The 20,775-nt window shown below is 65.1% G+C and carries 17 protein-coding genes; 11 read left to right on the top strand and 6 right to left on the bottom strand.

From position 1 onward, the window contains the following. The first annotated feature begins 3 nt into the window (after positions 1–3). Together GA645_RS05220 and GA645_RS05215 are read left to right on the top strand one after the other, a co-directional pair. On the top strand, positions 4–816 hold the full coding sequence (locus GA645_RS05220) for a tetratricopeptide repeat protein (protein WP_152220572.1): 813 nt from the start codon (positions 4–6) through the stop codon (positions 814–816). An 82-nt stretch (positions 817–898) separates the two neighbouring features. Next, positions 899–2,698 (top strand): phosphoethanolamine transferase CptA, encoded by a 1,800-nt coding sequence (locus GA645_RS05215; RefSeq protein ID WP_152220570.1) that lies wholly within the window; start codon positions 899–901, stop codon positions 2,696–2,698. Positions 2,699–3,000: 302 nt separating this feature from the next. Here the strand turns inward: GA645_RS05215 and GA645_RS05210 are convergent, their stop codons facing one another. Then, positions 3,001–4,164 (bottom strand): type III PLP-dependent enzyme, encoded by a 1,164-nt coding sequence (locus GA645_RS05210; protein ID WP_152220567.1) that lies wholly within the window; start codon positions 4,162–4,164, stop codon positions 3,001–3,003. 634 nt (positions 4,165–4,798) lie between these two features. Between GA645_RS05210 and GA645_RS05205 the strand changes: the two genes are divergently transcribed. Continuing rightward, on the top strand, positions 4,799–6,382 hold the full coding sequence (locus GA645_RS05205; protein WP_152220565.1) for a peptide chain release factor 3: 1,584 nt from the start codon (positions 4,799–4,801) through the stop codon (positions 6,380–6,382). Positions 6,383–6,633: 251 nt separating this feature from the next. On the opposite strand, the gene GA645_RS05200 is transcribed toward GA645_RS05205, so the two are convergent. After that, positions 6,634–7,647, bottom strand: coding sequence for a succinylglutamate desuccinylase/aspartoacylase family protein (locus GA645_RS05200; protein WP_152220563.1), 1,014 nt, complete (start codon positions 7,645–7,647; stop codon positions 6,634–6,636). Positions 7,648–7,748: 101 nt separating this feature from the next. Between GA645_RS05200 and GA645_RS05195 the strand changes: the two genes are divergently transcribed. Beyond that, a complete protein-coding gene (locus GA645_RS05195; protein WP_152220561.1) occupies positions 7,749–8,372 on the top strand; it encodes a TetR family transcriptional regulator C-terminal domain-containing protein in 624 nt (207 codons plus the stop codon). Positions 8,373–8,512: 140 nt separating this feature from the next. Here the strand turns inward: GA645_RS05195 and GA645_RS05190 are convergent, their stop codons facing one another. The 4 genes from GA645_RS05190 to GA645_RS29170 all read right to left on the bottom strand — a co-directional run bounded on the left by GA645_RS05190 (position 8,513) and on the right by GA645_RS29170 (position 12,965). Beyond that, a complete protein-coding gene (locus GA645_RS05190; protein ID WP_152220559.1) occupies positions 8,513–9,262 on the bottom strand; it encodes an ABC transporter permease in 750 nt (249 codons plus the stop codon). Between the two features lie 13 nt (positions 9,263–9,275). Beyond that, entirely contained in the window at positions 9,276–9,986 is a 711-nt protein-coding gene (locus GA645_RS05185; RefSeq protein ID WP_152220557.1) for an ABC transporter permease, read from the bottom strand. A 78-nt stretch (positions 9,987–10,064) separates the two neighbouring features. Continuing rightward, the gene (locus GA645_RS05180) at positions 10,065–10,850 is read right to left on the bottom strand and encodes a transporter substrate-binding domain-containing protein (RefSeq protein WP_152220555.1); all 786 of its coding nucleotides are present in this window, start codon (positions 10,848–10,850) and stop codon (positions 10,065–10,067) included. A gap of 69 nt (positions 10,851–10,919) precedes the next feature. Further along, complete coding sequence (locus tag GA645_RS29170; protein ID WP_152220554.1) at positions 10,920–12,965, bottom strand: aminotransferase class I/II-fold pyridoxal phosphate-dependent enzyme; 2,046 nt, start codon at positions 12,963–12,965, stop codon at positions 10,920–10,922. Positions 12,966–13,260: 295 nt separating this feature from the next. Here GA645_RS29170 and arnB point away from each other — a divergent pair, with 295 nt between their 5' ends. From arnB to arnF, 7 genes are read left to right on the top strand one after another with little or no spacing between them, the layout of a single operon-like run. Further along, positions 13,261–14,400: a UDP-4-amino-4-deoxy-L-arabinose aminotransferase gene (gene arnB, locus GA645_RS05170; protein WP_152220553.1), complete on the top strand. Its 1,140-nt coding sequence runs from the start codon at positions 13,261–13,263 to the stop codon at positions 14,398–14,400. A gap of 7 nt (positions 14,401–14,407) precedes the next feature. Then, complete coding sequence (arnC, locus tag GA645_RS05165; protein WP_152220552.1) at positions 14,408–15,415, top strand: undecaprenyl-phosphate 4-deoxy-4-formamido-L-arabinose transferase; 1,008 nt, start codon at positions 14,408–14,410, stop codon at positions 15,413–15,415. Then, positions 15,412–17,433 (top strand): bifunctional UDP-4-amino-4-deoxy-L-arabinose formyltransferase/UDP-glucuronic acid oxidase ArnA, encoded by a 2,022-nt coding sequence (gene arnA, locus GA645_RS05160; protein WP_152220551.1) that lies wholly within the window; start codon positions 15,412–15,414, stop codon positions 17,431–17,433. The genes arnC and arnA overlap by 4 nt, the downstream gene beginning before the upstream one ends. Next, positions 17,433–18,317, top strand: coding sequence for a 4-deoxy-4-formamido-L-arabinose-phosphoundecaprenol deformylase (arnD, locus tag GA645_RS05155; protein ID WP_152220550.1), 885 nt, complete (start codon positions 17,433–17,435; stop codon positions 18,315–18,317). Before arnA ends, arnD begins: the two co-directional genes overlap by 1 nt. Then, positions 18,314–19,960 (top strand): lipid IV(A) 4-amino-4-deoxy-L-arabinosyltransferase, encoded by a 1,647-nt coding sequence (gene arnT, locus GA645_RS05150; protein ID WP_152220549.1) that lies wholly within the window; start codon positions 18,314–18,316, stop codon positions 19,958–19,960. The genes arnD and arnT overlap by 4 nt, the downstream gene beginning before the upstream one ends. Then, complete coding sequence (gene arnE, locus GA645_RS05145) at positions 19,957–20,301, top strand: 4-amino-4-deoxy-L-arabinose-phosphoundecaprenol flippase subunit ArnE (protein ID WP_152220548.1); 345 nt, start codon at positions 19,957–19,959, stop codon at positions 20,299–20,301. The genes arnT and arnE overlap by 4 nt, the downstream gene beginning before the upstream one ends. Next, positions 20,298–20,738 (top strand): 4-amino-4-deoxy-L-arabinose-phosphoundecaprenol flippase subunit ArnF, encoded by a 441-nt coding sequence (gene arnF, locus GA645_RS05140; RefSeq protein WP_152220547.1) that lies wholly within the window; start codon positions 20,298–20,300, stop codon positions 20,736–20,738. The genes arnE and arnF overlap by 4 nt, the downstream gene beginning before the upstream one ends. The last annotated feature ends 37 nt before the right edge of the window (positions 20,739–20,775 follow it).

Here is a 20,775-nt window from a genome sequence, read left to right as displayed (position 1 = left end):
CCCATGAGCTTCGTCCTGCGCCGTACCGAAGAAATCGCCGTTGAAGACCTCACCGGCCAGCTCGCCGACAATCCACGCCAGGCGGCACGACTGATCCTCACCGCCGCCCGCGAGGGCGATCTGGAAGCCCAGGCGCTGCTCGGCCAGATCCTCCTCGACGGCCACGGCATCGAACGCGATCCGGCGCTGGCCATGATCTGGTTCGGTATCGCCGCCGAGCGCGGCCACTCCATGGCCCGCAACGTCCTCGGCCGCTGCCTGGAACACGGCTGGGGCTGCGCCGCCGACCCTGCGGCAGCGGCTCGCCACTACGCGCTTGCCGCCGAGGCGGGCCTGGACTGGGCGATGTACAACCTGGCCAACCTTCTGGCCACCGGTCGCGGCGTGACCCGTGACGAGGCGCGCGCCTTTGCGCTGTACCGTCGGGCGGCAGGGCTGGGGCATGCCAAGTCGATGAATCTGGTCGGCCGCTTCCATGAGGATGGGCTGGTGGTCCCCCGCGATGCCGTGGCCGCCCATCGCTGGTACCGGCGCTCCGCCGAGGCCGGCGACTTTCGTGGGCAGTTCAGCCATGCCACGGTGCTGGCCGAGGCCGGCTATCTGGAGGCCGCCCTGCCCTGGCTGCAGCGCGCCCTGGATGGCGGCAACCTGAACTTCCTGCGGGTCGCCCGCGAGCAACTGGCCCGCTCCCCCCAGGAACCTCTGCGCCAGATGGCGCTTGCCTACTGCCTCCGCGCGGCTGAACTGGGGGAAGAATCCGACAGGATGCGTCTGAATTCGCTGCGTCTAGCACAGGATTGTTGCAACTTGACGTAATTTTCACGCCAGACCTGATACCCTCCCCGGCTTTTTCGGCTGCGGGATTGCAGCTTCCTGTCCCGAATTCGACGAGGCGTGTGTGTCTACCCTGATTTCTCCTTCCGCCCGTAAAGGCATCGACTGGGCCGGCCTGGGCTGGCTGCTCCTGTTCTTCTGGTACTTCTCCGGCGTCACCCAACTGCTGATCCTGCTCAACGGCACCACCGGCTTCGCCGGCTTCCGTGACGCCTTCTTCCTCAGCAGCCTGTGGCTTGCCCCGGTACTGTTGCTGCCACGCTTCGCCCGTGGGATTTCCGCGATCATCGGCCTGGTGCTGTGGGGCGCCTCGCTGGTCGGCCTGAGCTATTTCGGCATCTACCGCCAGGAGTTCTCGCAGAGCGTCATCTTCGTCATGTTCGAATCGAACACGGCCGAAGCCGGCGAGTATTTCAGTCAGTACTTCAGCGTCTGGCTATGCCTTGCGCTGCTGATCTACAGCGCGGTCGCGGTGCTGCTGTGGCGACGCATCCGCCCGGTCCGCCTGCCGCTGTATTCGCGCATTCCGGTGGCCGTGCTGCTGGTGGTGATGAACCTGATCTACCCCTTCTACAAGCAGATGGTGACCCAGCATCGCACCTTCGCCGAATCGCTGGAGAAGGTGCAGCAGCGCATGGAGCCTGCGGTGCCCTGGCAACTGGTAGTGGGCTATGCCCAGTACCGCCAGCAACTGGACAACATGCAGAAGCTGCTGGAACAGAACGCCGCGCTGCCGCCGCTGCAGAACCTCAAGGACGGCAGCGGCGAGGCGCCGCGCACCCTGGTGCTGGTACTGGGTGAATCCACCACCCGCGAGCACATGCACCTGTACGGCTACCCGCGCGAAACCACCCCGAACCTCGATGCGCTGGCCGCCGAGGGCCACAACCTGACGGTGTTCCAGAACGTAGTCTCGCCGCGTCCCTACACCATCGAGGTGATGCAGCAGATCCTCACCTTCGGTGACGAGCAGAACCCCGACAAGTTCCTCACCGATCCGTCGCTGATCAATCTGATGAAACAGGCAGGCTACAAGACCTTCTGGATCACCAACCAGCAGACGATGACCAAGCGCAACACCATGCTCACCACCTTCTCGCAGCAGACGGACGCGCCGGTCTACCTGAACAACCAGCGCAACCAGAACGCCAGCCAGTACGACGGCGTGGTGCTCGAGCCGTTCCAGAAGGCCCTGCAGGACCCGGCGCAGAAAAAGCTCATCATCGTGCACCTGCTGGGCACGCACATGGACTACCGCTACCGCTATCCGGAGCAGTACGGCCATTTCAATGACCGCCAGGGCGTGCCCTCGGCGCTGTCCGACGAGCAGGTGGAAACCTACAACTTCTACGACAACGCCGTGCTGTACAACGACTTCGTGATCTCCAGCCTGATCAAGCGTTACGCCGCGACCGATCCGAACGGCTTCCTGCTGTACCTCTCCGACCACGGCGAGGATGTCTACAGCTCGGGCAACCACGATCGCCTGGGCCGCAACGAAGGCGCCCCGACCCGGCCGATGTACACCATCCCGTTCATGCTCTGGACCTCGCCCAGCTGGCAGGCGGCGCACCCGCGTGACCTGCAGGCTGCCGCCAGCCGCCCGTACAGCAGCTCGCACCTGATCCACACCCTGTCGGACCTCGCGGGCCTGAGCTACGACCATTTCGAGCCGGCCAAGAGCCTGGTCAGCGACCAGTTCGTGGCGGCCCCGCGCTGGATCGGCGACCCCTACGCCAAGAATGGCCTGCATGAGTTCGACAAACTGCCGCCGACCCAGTCCGCGCCGCAGCAGGAGATCGTCAAGAACGCGAAATCGCCGGCCACCGCCCAGACGCCGGCGGCACAGCCCAACAAGGGTTGAGTCGATCCTGACAATGAAAACGCCCCGCTCTGCGGGGCGTTTTCATTTCCCGGTGCACCGTTTTTCGTAGTAGCGGACGCCGTCCGCGATCCAACGTCGCGACCGGCTCATCGCGGACGGAGTCCGCTCCTACAGGTTACCGGGACGCTTGAACGTAGGGAGCGGCATCCTGCAGGAGCGAGAGTGCTCGCGAACCAGCCCCGCTGCGGAATCCGTTCGCGAGCACGCTCGCTCCTACGAAAAGCCAACACCGGAAACGAAAAAGCCCCGCATCGCGGGGCCTCTTCATTCGCACTTGGGGCTTACAGGTAGAACGCCTTCAGCGGCGGGAAGCCGTTGAATTCCACCGCGCTGTAGCTGGTGGTGTAGGCGCCGGTGGACAGCCAGTACAGGCGGTCGCCGGCAGCCAGGTTCAGCGGCAGGCCGTACTTGTAGTGCTCGTACATGATGTCGGCGCTGTCGCAGGTCGGGCCGGCGATCACCACCTCTTCCAGCTCGCCCTGCTTCTCCACGTGGATCGGGAACTTGATGGACTCGTCCATGGTTTCGATCAGGCCGGAGAACTTGCCCACGTCGGTGAACACCCAGCGCTCCACGGCGGTACGCGACTTGCGCGCCACCAGCACCACTTCGCTGACCAGGATGCCGGCGTTGGCGATCAGCGAACGACCCGGCTCCAGGATGATTTCCGGCAGCTCGTCGCCGAAGTCTTCCTTGAGGAAGCGGATGATCTCCTCTGCGTAGGTTTCCAGGCTGTTGGTCTTGGCGATGTAGTTGGCCGGGAAGCCACCACCCATGTTGATCATTTTCAGCTCGATGCCGTCTTCTTCCTTCAGGCGCTCGAAGATGACCTTCACCTTGGCGATGGCCGCATCCCACACGCCGATGTCACGCTGCTGCGATCCGACGTGGAACGACACACCATAGGGCACCAGGCCCAGGTCGCGGGCCAGCACCAGCAGGTCCATGGCCATGTCGGTCTGGCAGCCGAACTTGCGCGACAGCGGCCAGTCGGCCGAGGTGGAGCCTTCGGTGAGGATGCGCACGTAGACCTTGGCGCCCGGCGCGGCCTTGGCGATGTTGCGCAGGTCGGCTTCGGAGTCGGTGGCGAACAGGCGCACGCCCTTCTCATAGAAGTAGCGGATGTCGCGAGCTTTCTTGATGGTGTTGCCGTAGCTGATGCGCTCCGGGCCCACACCGGTCTTCATCACCTTGTCCAGCTCGTAGATCGAGGCGATGTCGAAGTTCGAACCCTTGTCGCGCAGCAGCTCGGTGATCTCGGTGGCCGGGTTGGCCTTCACCGCGTAGTAGATCTTGGCGAAGGGGAAGCAGTCGGTCAGCTGATCGTATGCGTTGGCGATGGTCTGCTTGTCGATGACGACGAAGGGGGTTTCCTGCTTGTCGGCAAAAGCCTTCATGCGCTGGAAGGTTTCCGGGGCGAAGTAATCCTCGACCTTGATGGACATGGTTGGGACTCCAAATGGCAAAACACGCAATTGAAAAGAGGGACGGCTCTTATCTTTCGAGCCACGAACGCCTGATCAGTTTCCCCACTTTGGTTCGCCTACTTCCCAAGGCATGTCGCCGAGTATCACCGGTTCCAGTTCTCCAGGACTCCCTGCCCCTGTCGGGGCGGCGGAGTCACCGGGCCGGCAACCTCTCGTCGTCAGTACTTGAGCCGGATGGATCGTTTCCAGCATGAGCGTTCGGGCGCGAACTTTAGGACCACAGGCACCACAGATCAATCAAAAATTGCCGCTTTTTCATAACCCTTTGTCGCGATCCGGCGTTTCGTTTCAAATCCTTAACAAAACGTCATGAAATGCTGCACAGGCGCGGGTTTCAGAGGGATGACAAGGGACGCCGGAGGCGCTTTTTTCGCCCTGGATAAAGAGGCCATTGCCGGGTTGGCCGATGGCGCCGTCGCTCTCCTCTGATCGACTGCCGGGACACCCATCGGGAGTGAGTTCATGGGTGCCACCCGAACGCACATCAACCACCGGTTGCCCGGCGGCGCTGATCGACCGGCCATTTCCCGTTATAATCCGGCGCTTTTGGGCCGATCCGGGCCCATCATCGATTCCAGCCAGGCACGCATCCATGACCCTCCAGGCCGCCGAAGTCGCCAAACGCCGTACGTTCGCGATCATCTCCCACCCCGACGCCGGTAAAACCACCATTACCGAAAAGCTCCTGCTGATGGGCAAGGCGATCGCCGTCGCCGGTACCGTGAAGTCGCGTAAATCCGACCGCCACGCCACCTCCGACTGGATGGAGATGGAAAAGCAGCGCGGCATCTCCATCACCACCTCGGTGATGCAGTTCCCCTACCGCGAGCACATGATCAACCTGCTCGACACCCCCGGCCACGAAGACTTCTCCGAAGACACCTACCGCACCCTGACCGCGGTGGACTCGGCGCTGATGGTCCTCGACGGCGGCAAGGGTGTAGAGCCGCGCACCATCGCCCTGATGGAAGTCTGCCGCCTGCGCGACACGCCCATCGTCAGCTTCATCAACAAACTCGACCGCGACATCCGTGACCCCATCGAGCTGCTCGACGAGATCGAAGCCGTCCTGAAGATCAAGGCCGCGCCCATCACCTGGCCGATCGGCTGCTACAAGGACTTCAAGGGCGTCTACCACCTCGCCCAGGACAAGATCATCGTCTACGTGCCGGGCCACGGCCACGAGCGCATCGAGACCAAGATCATCGACAAGCTCGACTCCGACGAAGCCCGCGCGCACCTGGGCGACCTCTACGAGAACTTCCTCGAAGAGCTGGAACTGGTGCAGGGCGCCTGCCACGAATTCGACAAGCAGGCGTTCCTCGATGGCGAGATGACTCCGGTATTCTTCGGTACCGCGCTGGGCAACTTCGGTGTCGACCAGGTGCTCGATTGCATCGTCGACTGGGCCCCGCAACCGCTGGAGCGCGGCACCCACGAGCGCACCGTGGCGCCGACCGAGGAGAAGTTCTCCGGCTTCGTGTTCAAGATCCAGGCGAACATGGACCCGAAACACCGCGACCGCATCGCCTTCATGCGTATCTGCTCGGGCAAGTACGAGAAGGGCATGAAGATGCGCCACGTGCGCCTGGGCAAGGACGTGAAGATCGCCGACGCCCTGACCTTCTTCTCCAGCGAGCGTGAGCAGCTGGAAGAGGCCTTCGCCGGCGACATCATCGGCCTGCACAACCACGGCACCATCCAGATCGGCGACACCTTCACCGAAGGCGAGGCGCTGGGCTTCACCGGCATCCCGCACTTCGCCCCGGAACTGTTCCGCCGCGTGCGCCTGAAGGACCCGCTGAAGTCCAAGCAGCTGCGCCAGGGCCTGCAGGAACTGGCCGAGGAAGGTGCGACGCAGGTGTTCTTCCCCGAGCGCAACAACGACATCATCCTCGGCGCCGTCGGTGTGCTGCAGTTCGACGTGGTCGCCAGCCGCCTGAAGGAGGAATACAAGGTCGAGTGCGCCTACGAGGCGATCAACGTCTGGTCGGCGCGCTGGATCGAATGCAAGGACGAGAAGAAGCTCAAGGAGTTCAAGGACAAGGCCATGGAGAACCTCTCCGTGGACGGCGGCGGCCACCTCACCTACCTGGCCCCGACCCGCGTCAACCTGGGCCTGATGGAAGAGCGTTGGCCGGACATCACCTTCCGCGCCACCCGCGAACACCACTGAGTTCGCCGTTCACGAAAACGCCCGCCTTGCGCGGGCGTTTTTATTTGCGCCGGGCTGCTTTCGTAGGAACAGCCTTCTGTCTTCTGGGCTCCCGCGTTCGCGGGAGTGACGGTATTGTGCCCAGCCCCCCCGCACACGTCATCCCCGCGAACGCGGGGCCCCAGATACAGGTGTAAAAGCAGACTCCACCCTTGATCTACCCGCGTCGAAAATGATCGCGGACGGAGTCCGCTCCTACGAAAGGCCGTACATCACGGATCGAGCGCGCCGGAGTTCCAGGTGCTCGAAGATGCGCTGCCGGTGAGCTTGGCCGCGATGGCGCCCTGGGGAATCAGACGATCGCGGTAGCGGGTGGCGAGGATGCCGCTCTGCGGCGCACGCAGGATGTGCTCGCTGCTCGCATCACCAGGACGGGCGATGATGCGGCCGAAGCGCTCGCCGGCCTCGACGCGTTCGCCCAGCTCACGCTCGAACACCAGCACACCGGCAGCCGGGGCGAACACGGTTTCCATGAATCCGATGGGCGTGGCGACACCTTTCCATTCCGGCAACAGCTCGGCGTCCGTCACCGCGCCGCGCGCCCCGAGGAAGCGATAGAGCCCTTCCGCGTCCTGCCGCGCCAGCGCATCGCTGACATCGCCCTGCCCACGCAATTCGACCGTGGCCACCAGGCGCCCATCGAGGCGCTGCTCGGCGAGCCAGGGCGCAATCACCACCTCCTCGAAGGCGCCGTCGCTGTCGCCCTCCCAGATGATCGCCAGTTCCGCGCGCAGCGCCGCGGCGAGGTCCTGGCCGGCGGGCCAGAAGCACTCGTGCAGGTAGACGTATTGCAGCGCTTCGTCGTCGGTGTGCAGGTCGAGCACGATGTCCGCCGGTGCAGCCAGTTCGGCCAGGCGCTTCTGCCACAGCGTGAGGTTGTCCAGGGTCCCCGTGGCCGCCGCCGAAGTGGGGAAGCCACGATTGAAGTTGCGCGCGCTCGCCTCGTGATGACGGCCCAGGATGCGCCCCTGGCGGAACTGCCCGATGCCGATGGGATTAGCTTGCGGCACCAGCGTCACGCTGCCGTTCAGCGTACCGTTCCGCGCCGCCTCGTGCAGGCGCGGCAGCAGTTCGTGGAGCACCAGCATCCCGGCGATTTCATCGGCATGCACACCTGCTTGCAGGTGCACCTTCGGCCCCGGCTTGCCGCCATCGACACGCCAGGCGCGCACGCGCAGCTCGGCACCGGAATCCCCGGGTACGCTGAAGGAAACGTCCTCGATCATATGCACTCTCCTCTGTTGGGCCTCTGTCCGAATCGCCCATGGAAATCTTCTTCGGCGCCTCCTAGTATCGGAGCCATTCGCTAGCCCAGAAGGACACCCCCTTGGATATGCCTCGCCAGAAAGCCCAGCGCGCCACCTCCGAGGAACGTCGCGACCACCTGGTGCGCGCCTGCCTCAAGTGCCTGGTCGCCGACGGCCACGCGGGCATTTCGGTGCGCCGCATCGCCAAGGAGGCCGGCGTCGCCGTCGGCCTGGTCAACCACCACTTCGGCAGCATCGACGCCCTGGTCGCCCAGGCTTACGAGACCCTCGCCAGCGAAGTCACCCAGGCCCTCTACGAGCAGGTCGACGCCGCCGGCAATGATCCTGCGGCGCGCATGGAAGCCTTCCTTACCGGCTCCTTCTCGCCCCAGGTGCTGGACCCCGACCTGCTCAGCCCCTGGGTGGTGTTCTGGAGCCTGATCCGTCACTCGCCGCCGGTGAACGACGCCCACGAGCGCGGCTACCAGAGCTACCTCACCATCCTGGAAAAACTCATCAGTGACCTCGCCAGCGCCGAGGGCTTCTCCGTTGCGCGACCGCGCCTGGCCGCCATCGGACTCTCCGCCATGCTCGACGGGCTCTGGCTGGAGTGGTGTCTGAACCCCGCCACCTTCAGCGCCGCCGACGGCCTGGAACTCAGCCGCTGCTGGGTAGAGGGGCTACGTCGCGGCGCCTATGCCTGACGACCTGCTGCGCGTCGGCTGGATGTCGTTGGACGGCGCTCTCAGATGCTCATTTACTGGCGTAAACTCCGCTCCTCGAGCCCCGCCCGCCTAATCCAGCTCTAGCTCGCGAGATCGTAATGCGAGCCATAAATCCACTATCAAACAGCCGTGCGCGGCCGCCGCTTGCCCAGCCAGGAGCGCTGCGTCGTGCTTTGCGCCTCGCGGCGAATCGGCGTGGTGCGCTCCAGCACGGCGAAGCCGGCTTCGATGATGAAGGTCAGGCAGATGTAGATCGCCGCCACCAGCAGCAGGGGCTCATAGACGTTGAAGGTCTGTGCGCGCACTACGTTGGCCGCGCCGAGCAGGTCGACCACGGCGATGGTCGAGGCCAGCGCCGTGGACTTGAGCAGCATCACGCTCTCCCCCGCCAGGGTCGGCAGCAGCAGGCGGATCGCCCGTGGCAGCCAGACGCGGTAGAGCACCAGCGTGCGGTTCATGCCGAACGCCGAAGCGGCCTCCAGCTCGCCGCGCGGCACGGCCTTCAGACCGCCACGCACCACCTCGCCGACGTAGGCGCCGACCGAGAGGATCAGGGCGATGACGATGTACCAGAAACCGTCACGCAGATAGGGCCAGAGGAAGCTGCCGCGGATCAGCGGGAACTGCGCGAACAGGCTGCCCAGGCCGTAGTAGAAGATGTAGATCTGCACGAGCAGCGGCGTGCCACGGATCACGCTGGTGTACGCCAGCGCCAGGCGCGCGACCAGGAAGTTGCGCGACATTCGCGCCAGCGCCACGCCCAATGCCAGCGCGAAGCCCAGGATGGCGGAAATCAGCAGGATGATCAGGGTGGTGCCCAGCCCCTTGAGCAGCAGGGCACCGTAGACGAATAGCCAGTGTTCGTTCATCGCCGCGCCTCGTTCAAACCGCCGGAATCCAGCGGCGGAAGCGCCGCTCCATGTAGCCTGCGAACAGGTTGGAAAGCACGGTGAGCACGTAATACAGCGCCGCCGCGGTGAGATAGAAAGTCAGGTAGTGACGTGTGGAGCCTGCGGCCTGCTTGGCGGTGTAGAGCAACTCGTTGGTGCCCACCACGCTGATCAGCGCGCTGTCCTTGATCAGGTTGACCCAGAGGTTGGCCATGCCGGCCAGCGCGTTGGGCGCCATGATTGGCAGGGTCACGCGGCGGAACAGGCCGAAGCCGTGCATGCCGTAAGCCCGCGCCGCTTCGATCTGCCCGTAGGGGATCGCCTGGATCGCGCCACGGAAGATCTCCGAGGCATAGGCGCCCTGCACCAGGCCGAGCACGACGATGGCCACCACCATGCCGTTGAGCTTCACCTCGCCGTAGCCCGCCCAGGCGAAGAGCTCGTTCAGGCCCATGGAGCCGACGTAGAACAGCAGCAGGATCAGCAGCAGCTCCGGCACCGCCCGGCACAGGGTGGTATAGCCGCGCGCGAGCATCGCCAGCGGGCGGGGGCCGCCGATCTTGGCGCTGGCCGCGGCGAGGCCGATCAGCAGGCCGACCAGGAAGGCGCCGACGGAAATCTGCAGGGTGACCAGGAGCCCCTTGAGCAACGCCGGGCCCCAGCCCGCGGGGCCGAATCCGATCAGGTCGAAGATGCTTTGCATGGCCTTCTCCATAACTGGAGGCTCAGTATCGTACCCGCGCCCGGAACGGGCGCGGGTCTACTCACTCGCGCCGGAGCGTTATTGCTTGGGCGCGACGCTCATGCCGAAGTACTTGTCCGACAGTGCCTTGTAGTCATCGCTGGCCAGCAACTTGCCGATGGCTTCGTCCATCTTCGCCTTCAGCGCGGTGTCGTCCTTGCGCATGCCGGCGCCAACGCCGCGGCCGAACAGCGGGTCGTACTTCACCTCGCCCTTGTTGACGATGCCGGCGGCTTGCGCGTCCGGCGACTTGATGAAGGTCGCCACGGCGATGCCATCGGCCATCATCAGGTCGATGCGCCCGGCCACCAGGTCTGCGTTCACCGAGTCCTGGGTGTCGTAGTAGCGCACGTCGGCAATCTTCTCGTAGTACTTCTTCAGGTAGTTGGAGCTGACCGTGGAGATCTGCACGCCGATGGTCTTGCCCTTCAGGCCCTCAGGGGTGATCTGCAGGTCCGCGGCCTGGGGCGCGGCCACGGCCACCGGGGTGTCGTAGTAGGGGCGGCTGAAGGCGATCTGCTTCTCGCGCTCCTCAGTGATCGACAGGGAGTTGAAGATCACATCGATCTTCTTCGCCAGCAGCGCCGGGATGATCCCGTCCCAGGCCACTTCGTCGATCTCGCAGGTGGCTTTCATCTCGGCGCAGACCTTGTGGATCAGGTCCGGTTCGAAGCCGACCCAGCTGCCGTCGGGCTGCTTCTGCGAGAACGGCGGATAGGGTTCGGCGGCCAGGGCGAAACGAATCGTCTCGGCCTGCGCGCTTACCGCGCCGGCCATGAGCATCGTTGCACCCACCACCCAGTTGCACAGACCTTTCTTGTTCATCGTGATCCCCTGCGTTGTTTTCAATTGTTATGGGTCACGCTCATCGATGCGCCGACTGCGCGGCATCGGTCAGCGATTCTGGTGCGCGTTGACGAACTGCCGGCAGCGTTCGCTGCACGGCCGCGAGAAGACTTCCTCGGGCGTACCTTCCTCTTCGATCAGGCCCTTGTGGAGGAACGCCACGTGGCTGGAAACGTCGCGGGCGAAGGCCATCTCGTGGGTAACCAGGATCATGGTCCGCCCCTCCTCGGCCAGCGAACGGATCACCCGCAGCACTTCGCCCACCAGTTCCGGGTCCAGCGCCGAGGTCGGTTCGTCGAACAGCATGACCTTCGGCCGTACCGCCAGCGCACGGGCGATAGCCACCCGCTGCTGCTGGCCGCCGGAGAGGAAGGCCGGATAGACGTGGCGCTTCTCGGCCAGGCCGACACGCTCCAGCAGCGCCTCGGCGCGCTCGCGGGCCTCGGCCTTGCTCTCGTGGAGGACGAAGGTCGGCGCCTCGATCAGGTTCTCCAGCACGGTGCGGTGCGGCCACAGGTTGAAGTTCTGGAACACCATGCCCAGCTGCGAGCGGATGCGGGTCAGTTGCTTCTGGTCGGCCACCATCGGCTCGCCGTGGCGGTTCTGGGTCAGGCCGATGGTCTCGCCGTTGACGGTAACCGTGCCCTGGTTGGGAATCTCCAGCATGTTGATGCAGCGCAGCAGGGTGCTCTTGCCCGAGCCGCTGGCGCCGATCAGCGAGATCACCCCGCCCTCGCGGGCCGACAGCGACACGCCCTTGAGCACCTCGAAGTCGCCGAAGCGCTTGTGCAGGTCGCGGACCTCGATGACGGGCTTGGTCGCCGGCTGTGCCGGCTCTTGCAGGAGCGGACTCCGTCCGCGATCGGCATCGGCACATGGGATATCGCGGACGGAGTCCGTTCCTGCGGGGCGATTGCCACTCGCCGGCAGGGACTCGACGAAGCGGATGATCCGAGCGCAGGCCTCGGCCATGCTCTCATCGCTCAGGCCGAACGACAGCCGCACGAAACCTTCCGCCTGCGGCCCGAACGCCGCCGCATCGAGCACCGAGACGCCGGTGGCATGGAACAGTTGCCAGGAGAAATCCAGCGAACTGAGGCCGGTTTCGCGCACGTCCACCAGGACGAACATGCCGGCCTCCGGCTTGAGCACCTTGACACGCGGGCAGTCGCTCAAGGCGGCGACCACCAGGTCACGGCGGCGGCGATAGATCCCGCGCATCGACGAAACCACCTCGTCATGCCGCTCGACGGCTACCCGCGCGGCTTCCTGAACGAAGCCCGGCAGGCCGTAGAACATGTTCAGCGCGAGGTTTTCCAGATGACCGACCAACGTCGGGTTGGCGATGATCCAGCCAGCGCGCCAGCCGGTCATGGCATGGGACTTCGACAGGCTGCCGATGCTCAGGGTGCGCTCGGCCATGCCCGGCAGTGCGGCGAATCCCTGGTGCTCACGCTCGAAGGTCAGGCCCTCGTAGACCTCGTCGACCACCACCCACAGGTCGTGGGCCTTGGCCAGTTCGGCGATAGCCAGCAGCTCTTCGCGGTTGAGCACGACGCCCGTGGGGTTGTTCGGGTTGGCGAAGAAGATCGCCTTGGTGCGCGAGGTAATGGCGGCGGCCAGATCGGCGGCCTCGGGGCGGAAACCGTTGCCTGCGCGGGTCGGAACCGGCACCAGCACGGCGCCGGTGGACTTCAGGGTCGCTTCGTAGGTGACATAGACCGGATCGAAGACGATCACCTCATCGCCCTTTTCCAGCAGGCACATGGCCGCGGCGAACAGGCCATTCTGCGCTCCGGCGACGACGATTACGTTTTCCGCCGCCACCGACTGCCCGCAACGTCGCTGATGCAGCGCGGCGATGGCCTGGCGCAGCTCCGGGCGCCCGGCCACGTCGCTGTAATGGGTATCGCCGGCGCGCAACGAGGTGATGGCGGCCTCGGTGATAAAGTCCGGCGTGGCGAAATCCGGATCTCCAACGCTCAGGACGATCACATCCCGGCCTTCGCGCTGGGCGGCGATGGCCGCGTAGTGAATGTCCCAGGCGGCAACGCCGGGTCCGACCATCCTGTCCACAAGCGAGGAATAACGCATGCGAGAGCCTCATCCGAATGACGGAGTGTCCGACGGGTATTGGAATTTTTGTCCGTCAGATCGTGGGACCAACATACGCCAGGAATGAACGAGTGTTCAACAGCGAATACCGACACTCAGTTGTCGTTTTCAGAATACTCATTCCCCCACTCTGCCCAGGCTCAGCTAGGCTATGTGACCCTCCGTGAGAGCCCGATTACAGTTTCACCACAAGCACTTAACGGGTTCTTAACGTATACCCAGCTAACTTTCCTACACTCAAGTACTGCGGCACAGGCCCATCAGGACTCATAACATGGACATGAACTTCCTCCCCTTCTCCCGCCCCAGCATCGGTGACGAAGAGATCCGGGCGGTCAATGAGGTGCTGCGTTCGGGTTGGATCACCACCGGCCCGCGGAACCAGGAACTGGAACAGCGCTTCGCCCAATACATCGGCTGCAAGCACGCTGTAGCGCTGGCCTCGGCCACCGGCGGCATGCACATCACGCTGCTGGCGCTGGGCATCGGCCCGGGCGACGAGGTGATCACCCCGTCGCAGACCTGGGTGTCCACCGTCAACATGATCTGCCTGCTGGGCGCCACCCCGGTGTTCGTCGACGTCGACCGCGACACCCTGATGACCGACGCCGCACGCATCGAAGCCGCGATCACGCCGCGCACCCGCGCCATCATCCCGGTGCACTACGCCGGCGCCGCCGCCGACATGGACCCGATCAACGCGCTGGCGCAGCGCCACGGCATCCCGGTGATCGAAGACGCCGCCCACGCCGCCGGTACCCGGTACCGTGGCCGTCCTGTCGGCCAGACCGGCACCGCGATCTTCTCGTTCCATGCGATCAAGAACATGACCTGCGCCGAGGGCGCCATGTTCGTCACCGACGACGATGCCCTGGCCGATCGCGTGCGCATGCTCAAGTTCCACGGTCTGGGCGTGGACGCCTATGACCGCCTGACCCACGGCCGCAAGCCGCAGGCCCAGGTGATGGAGCCGGGCTTCAAGTACAACCTCTCCGACATCAACGCCGCCATCGCCCTGGTCCAGCTCGACCGCCTGGAAGCGATCAACGCGCGCCGCGCCGAACTGGCAGCCGCCTACCAGGAACGCCTGGCCGGCCTGCCGGTGCAACCCCTGGCCGTGCCGGACTACCCGCAACACCACGCCTGGCACCTGTATATCCTGCGTATCGACGCCGAACGCTGCGGTATCGACCGCGACGGTTTCATGCAGGCCCTGCAGCAACGCGGCATCGGTTCCGGTATCCACTTTATCGGCAGCCACCTTCACAGTTACTATCGCCAGCGCTTCCCTGATGTCAGTCTGCCCAACACCGAATGGAACTCGGCACGCCTGTGTTCCATCCCGCTGTTCCCCGACATGACCACCGGCGACCTCGACCGAGTGGTGGAAGCTATCGAAACCATCACCCGGTAACGCAATTGTGAAACCCTATCCGATCAACCTCGTGTCCATCGTCATCCCGGTGTACAACGAGGAAGCCAGCCTCCCCGAGCTGCTGCGCCGCACTGGCGCTGCCTGCGAGAAGCTGGGCCGTGACTACGAGATCATCCTGATCGACGACGGTAGCCGCGACAGTTCCGCCGATCTGCTCCTGGAAGCCGCCGAAGCCCCCGGCAGCCACGTCGTCGCGGTGATTCTCAACCGCAACTACGGCCAGCACGCGGCCATCATGGCCGGCTTCGAGGAATGCCGCGGCGACCTGGTCATCACCCTCGACGCCGACCTGCAGAACCCGCCGGAAGAAATCCCGCGTCTGGTCGAACAGGCCGCACAGGGCTATGACGTGGTCGGCACCGTCCGCCAGAAGCGCCAGGACTCTGCCCTGCGCCGCTGGCCGTCGAAGCTGATCAACCTCGCCGTACAGCGCTCCACGGGCGTTGCCATGAGCGACTACGGCTGCATGCTGCGCGCCTACCGCTCCAGCATCGTCAAGGCGATGCTGGCCTGCCGCGAGCGCAGCACCTTCATCCCGATCCTGGCCAACAGCTTCGCCCGCCACACCACCGAGATCCTGGTCGCCCACGCCGAGCGCGAGCACGGCGAGTCGAAGTACGACTTCATGCGCCTGATCAACCTGATGTTCGACCTGGTCACCTGCATGACCACCACCCCGCTGCGCCTGCTGTCGCTGGCGGGTGGCGCCATGGCGGCGGCCGGCTTCTGCTTCGCCCTGCTGCTCATCGTCCTGCGCGCGATCTTCGGCGCCGCCTGGGCCGGCCACGGTGTCTTCGTGCTGTTCGCCGTACTGTTCATGTTCACCGGCGTGCAACTGGTCGGCATGGGCCTGCTTGGCGAATACCTGGGTCGCATGTACAACGACGTGCGCGCACGTCCACGCTTCTTCATCGAGCGCATCGTCCGCCAGCGGACCACCCTCGAAACCCGTTCTACCACCCCTTCCTCTTCTCTTGAGTCTCTCCAGCCATGACCCAGCAGACCATCGTCTTCGCCTATCACGACATCGGCTGCACCGGCATCGAAGCCCTGCTCGCCGCCGGCTACCAGATCGACGCAGTCTTCACCCATGCCGACGACCCGCAGGAAAACCGCTTCTACGGCTCCGTAGCCCAGCTCTGCGCGCGTCACGGCATCCCGGTACATGCGCCGGAAGACGTCAACCACCCGCTGTGGATCGCGCGTATCCGCGAACTGCAGCCGCGCTTCATCTTCTCTTTCTACTACCGCAACCTGCTCGGCGAAGAGCTGCTGGCCTGCGCCTCCGAAGGTGCCTTCAACCTCCACGGCTCGCTGCTGCCGCGCTACCGTGGCCGCGCCCCGGCCAACTGGGTGCTGGTCAACGGCGAGACCGAGACCGGTGTCACCCTGCACCGCATGGTCAAGCGCGCCGACGCCGGCGCCATCCTCGCCCAGCAGCGCGTAGCGATCGGCGCTGACGACACCGCCCTGATCCTCCACGGCAAACTGCGCCAGGCATCCCGCGAGCTGCTGGACGACGCGCTGCCGAAGCTGGCCAAGCGCGAGCTGAGCGAAGTTGCGCAGGACGAGTCCCGCGCCAGCTACTTCGGCCGCCGCACCGCCGCCGACGGTGCCATCGACTGGCAGCGTCCGGCCCGCGAACTGCACAACCTGGTCCGCGCGGTAACCCAACCCTACCCCGGCGCCTTCGCGCCTGTGGGCGATCGCAAGTTGATCGTCTGGAGCTCCCGCGTTGCCAGCGGCAACGGCGGCCAGGCACCCGGCTCGGTCCTGAGCGTCGATCCGCTGCGCATCGCCTGCGGTGAAGACTCGCTGGAGATCCTCTCCGGCCAGCAGGGCGAAGCCGGCCTGTTCCTCGCCGGTCCGCAACTGGCCCGCGAAATGGGCCTGGTAGAAGGCTCGCGCCTGCGCGGCGCCGTTCGCAAGGCCAAGCGCAAGACCCGCGTCCTGATCCTGGGCGTCAACGGCTTCATCGGCAACCACCTGTCCGAGCGCCTGCTGCGCGACGGCAACTACGAAGTCTACGGCCTGGACATCGGCTCCGACGCCATCGAGCGCCTGCGCAGCAACCCGGACTTCCACTTCGTCGAAGGTGACATCAGCATCCACACCGAGTGGATCGAGTACCACATCAAGAAGTGCGACGTGGTCCTGCCGCTGGTGGCCATCGCCACGCCGATCGAGTACACCCGCAACCCGCTGCGCGTGTTCGAGCTGGACTTCGAGGAAAACCTCAAGCTGGTCCGCTACTGCGTGAAGTACAACAAGCGCGTGATCTTCCCGTCCACCTCCGAGGTGTACGGCATGTGCACCGACGCCAACTTCGACGAAGACACGTCGAACCTGGTGGTCGGCCCGATCAACAAGCAGCGCTGGATCTACTCGGTTTCCAAGCAGCTGCTCGATCGCGTCATCTGGGCCTACGGCCAGAAGGGCCTGAAGTTCAGCCTGTTCCGTCCGTTCAACTGGATGGGCCCGCGTCTGGACCGCCTGGACTCGGCACGTATCGGCAGCTCGCGCGCGATCACCCAGCTGATCCTGCACCTCGTCGAAGGCACCCCGATCCGTCTGGTCGACGGCGGTGCGCAGAAACGCTGCTTCACCGACGTCGACGACGGCATCGAGGCACTGGCACGCATCATCGACAACGAAGGCGGCCGTTGCGACGGGCAGATTGTCAACATCGGCAACCCGGACAACGAAGCCAGCATCCGCCAGCTGGGCGAGGAGCTGCTGCGTCAGTTCGAAGCCCACCCGCTGCGCGACAACTTCCCGCCCTTCGCCGGCTTCCGCGAAGTGGAAAGCCGCAGCTTCTACGGCGACGGCTACCAGGACGTGTCGCACCGCAAGCCGAGCATCGAGAACGCCCGTCGCCTGCTGGACTGGCAGCCCACCGTCGAACTGTCCGAGACCATCGGCAAGACGCTGGACTTCTTCCTGCGTGAAGCGCTGGCCGAACGCGCAAGCGATGCGGCCGCAGCACCGCAGAAAGACAAAAGCATCGCGTAATGCAGGCAGGACTGCGTATCGATGTGGATACCTACCGAGGCACCCGTGAAGGGGTGCCTCGGCTTCTGGATATTCTCGACGAAGCCGGCATCAAGGCGACCTTCTTCTTCAGTGTCGGCCCGGACAACATGGGCCGACACCTGTGGCGCCTGATCCGGCCGCAGTTCCTGTGGAAGATGCTGCGCTCCAATGCCGCCGGGCTGTACGGCTGGGACATCCTCCTGGCCGGCACCGCCTGGCCGGGCAAGCCCATCGGCCGTGACCTCGGTCACCTGATGCGGCGCGCCAAGGACGCTGGCCACGAAATCGGCCTGCATGCCTGGGACCATCACGGCTGGCAGGCCAACGCCGGCCGCTGGAGCCCGGAGCAACTGGTGGAGCAGATTCGCCAGGGCGTCGATACCCTCGCCGACATCATCGGCCAGCCGGTGGAATGCTCCGCCGTCGCTGGCTGGCGAGCCGACGAGCGCGTCGTCGAGGCCAAGGAACGCTTCGGCTTCCGCTACAACAGCGATTGCCGTGGCACGGGGCTGTTCCGCCCCCGGCTCGAGGATGGCCGCGCCGGTACGCCGCAAGTCCCGGTGGATATGCCGACGTACGACGAAGTGGTCGGGCCGCAGGTGTCCGCCGCCGGCTTCAACGACTTCATCCTCCAACGCTTCCGCCGCGACGCACTCAACGTCTACACGATCCATGCCGAGGTAGAAGGCATTCTCATGGCAGAGACTTTCCGTCAGTTGCTCGGGCGCGCCCGACAGGATGACATCCAGTTCCAACCCCTGGGCCGGCTGCTGCCGGAAAACCCCGCCACTCTTCCCGTCGCCCGCCTGGTGCGTGGCGAGCTGGCCGGCCGCGAAGGCTGGCTGGGGGTGCAACGGGCATGAAGCGCCTCGCCTATCCGACGCTACTTGCCGCGTTCGTGCTCTGCATCCTGTTACCGCTGTGCTTCCACGGTCTGTGGATTCCCGACGAAACCCGCAATGCACAGATTACGCAGTCGATGCTGCAGAGCGGCGACTGGGTATCGCCGCACCTGATGGGCTTGCGCTATTTCGAGAAGCCCACCGGCGGCTACTGGCTGATCGCCGCAAGCCAGGCGGTGTTCGGTGAAAACCTGTTCGGCGTGCGTTTCGCGTCAGCCCTGGTCACCGCCTTCAGCACCCTGCTGGTGCTGCTGGTGGCCCGCCGCCTGTGGAATGATCCGCGCCGCACCTGGGCCGCGGGACTGCTGTATGCCAGCTTCGGGCTGATAGCAGGACAGGCCGGCTATTCCAACCTCGACCCGCAATTCACCCTCTGGGTGAATCTCAGCCTCGCCGCGGTCTGGTTCGCCTTCGACGCCGCCACATCACGGGGGCGCGTCGCCGCCTGGAGCCTGCTCGGCGCGGCCTGCGCCATGGGTTTCATGACCAAGGGCTTCCTCGCCCTGCTGCTGCCGGTGATCGTCGCCCTGCCCTATGCGCTGATGAACAAGCGTTTCGGCGAACTGCTGCGCTACGGCCCGCTGGCCGTACTGGTGGCGGTCCTGGTGAGCCTGCCCTGGGCGCTGATGATCCACGCCCGCGAGCCGGACTTCTGGAACTTCTTCTTCTGGCACGAGCACATCCGCCGCTTCGCCGGCGACGATGCGCAGCACAGCCGCCCCTTCTGGTTCTTCGTACCGCTGCTGTTCGCCAGCGCCCTGCCCTGGGCGGTGCTGGTGATCCCCGCGCTGCGCAAGGGCTTCACCGGGCTGCGTGATCGCAAGCTGGGCTTCCTGCTGCTCTGGTTCGTCATGCCGTTCCTGTTCTTCAGCCTGGCCAAGGGCAAGCTGCCGACCTACATCATGCCGTGCTTCGCACCGCTGGCCCTGATGATGGCCGACAGTCTCGCAGACGCCCTGCAACAAGGCCGTCAGCGCATGCTGCGGATCAACGGCGCGCTCGTCCTGGTGATCGGCCTGGTCGCTCTGATCGCACTGGTGGTCCTGCAACTGCGCCACCCGTTGTACAAGGGCGAAACGCCCAGCGTACTGATGGTGAGCATCGTCTGCCTCTCCTGGGTGGTCTGCGGCGCACTGCAACTGATGCGTCCGGCGCAGCTCTGGGCGGCCCCGGCATTCGCCCTGTGGATCCTGGTGGCGCTGCTGCCCAACGCCATGCCCAACAGCATGGTCAACAGCAAGATGCCCGACCAGTTCATCCTCGAGCACCTGGATGAGCTGCGCAGTGCCGACAGCCTGGTGAGCAATGACCTTGGCGCCGCCACCGCGCTCGCCTGGCGCACCGGGCGCAGCGACATCCACCTGCTCAATACCGTTGGCGAGCTGAAGTACGGCCTCAATTATCCCGAAGGCGCCGGCCGCAGCATTGTGCTGAGCGACGCCCAGACCTGGATCGCCCAGGCCCGCGCCAAGGGCTCCGTTGGCATCGTGTTGCGGGTCAACAGCGCCAATGACGAGCACGACCTGGCAGAAATGCCGAAGGACGCCGTCAGCTTCCGGCAGAACCACCTCGTGGTGCTGCTGATTCCGAAGGCCGCGCCGTGATCGCACTGCTCCTGGCCAGCGTGTGCCTGCTGACCTGCCTGGGGCAGATCTCGCAGAAGCTCGCGGTGGAAAGCTGGCGAGGCCGCGAACTCAGTGTGTCGGCCAAGCTGTTCACGCCCTGGCTGGTGCTGGCTGTCGCCTGCCTGGGCGGCGGCCTGCTGCTCTGGTTGCTGCTGCTGCAACGCCTGGATGTGGGACTGGCCTACCCGATGCTCAGCCTGAACTTCGTACTGGTGACCCTCGCCGCACGAGCGCTGTTCCAGGAGCACATCGACGCGCGCCACTGGTGTGGCGTCGCCCTGATCGTCGGCGGCGTGGCCCTGCTGGGGCTGCAGTCATGAGCGTCTGGCGCGGTATCGGTTTCTCCCTGGGCAGCGTGCTGCTGGTCAGCGGTGCGCAGCTGGGCATGCGCTGGGGCATGACGCGTCTGCCGGCCCCCGCACAGTGGCTCGAGTCACTCGCAAGCCTCGACCTGGCCGCCCTGCTGGTGCTGGCGGGTGCAGTGATGGCCTACGCGCTGTCGATGCTCTGCTGGCTGCTCGCCCTGAATCACTTGCCGCTGAGCCGCGCCTACTCGCTGCTCAGCCTCAGTTATGCCCTGGTCTACCTCGGCGCCGCCTGGCTGCCTGGCCTGGGCGAGCCGTTGAGCCTGTCGCGCACGCTCGGCGTCGGCCTGGTGATCGCCGGTGTGATCACCATCAATGCACCGCGCCGCCGCAACGGAACCAACCCCCTCAAACCCGGCGACGCTCGCCAAAATTCCACACAGTTCGAATGACCCCTGAAACGGTCATGAGCCCTCAGCGGGAGAGCAC

It is taken from the genome of Pseudomonas sp. SCB32 (assembly GCF_009189165.1).
Taxonomy (GTDB): Bacteria; Pseudomonadota; Gammaproteobacteria; order Pseudomonadales; family Pseudomonadaceae; genus Pseudomonas.
Note: the sequence above shows the minus strand (reverse complement) of the source record. Positions and strands in the feature narration are given on the sequence as shown.

Excerpts from the sequence above, each read along its gene's own strand:
- arnT (WP_152220549.1), top strand. The coding sequence starts at position 18,314 with ATGAAGCGCCTCGCCTATCCGACGCTACTTGCCGCGTTCGTGCTCTGC.
- GA645_RS05200 (WP_152220563.1), bottom strand. The coding sequence starts at position 7,647 with ATGATCGAGGACGTTTCCTTCAGCGTACCCGGGGATTCCGGTGCCGAG.
- arnF (WP_152220547.1), top strand. The coding sequence starts at position 20,298 with ATGAGCGTCTGGCGCGGTATCGGTTTCTCCCTGGGCAGCGTGCTGCTG.
- GA645_RS05220 (WP_152220572.1), top strand. The coding sequence starts at position 4 with ATGAGCTTCGTCCTGCGCCGTACCGAAGAAATCGCCGTTGAAGACCTC.
- arnD (WP_152220550.1), top strand. The coding sequence starts at position 17,433 with ATGCAGGCAGGACTGCGTATCGATGTGGATACCTACCGAGGCACCCGT.
- GA645_RS05185 (WP_152220557.1), bottom strand. The coding sequence starts at position 9,986 with ATGCAAAGCATCTTCGACCTGATCGGATTCGGCCCCGCGGGCTGGGGC.
- GA645_RS05180 (WP_152220555.1), bottom strand. The coding sequence starts at position 10,850 with ATGAACAAGAAAGGTCTGTGCAACTGGGTGGTGGGTGCAACGATGCTC.
- GA645_RS05205 (WP_152220565.1), top strand. The coding sequence starts at position 4,799 with ATGACCCTCCAGGCCGCCGAAGTCGCCAAACGCCGTACGTTCGCGATC.
- GA645_RS05190 (WP_152220559.1), bottom strand. The coding sequence starts at position 9,262 with ATGAACGAACACTGGCTATTCGTCTACGGTGCCCTGCTGCTCAAGGGG.
- GA645_RS05210 (WP_152220567.1), bottom strand. The coding sequence starts at position 4,164 with ATGTCCATCAAGGTCGAGGATTACTTCGCCCCGGAAACCTTCCAGCGC.
- arnB (WP_152220553.1), top strand. The coding sequence starts at position 13,261 with ATGGACATGAACTTCCTCCCCTTCTCCCGCCCCAGCATCGGTGACGAA.
- GA645_RS29170 (WP_152220554.1), bottom strand. The coding sequence starts at position 12,965 with ATGCGTTATTCCTCGCTTGTGGACAGGATGGTCGGACCCGGCGTTGCC.
- arnA (WP_152220551.1), top strand. The coding sequence starts at position 15,412 with ATGACCCAGCAGACCATCGTCTTCGCCTATCACGACATCGGCTGCACC.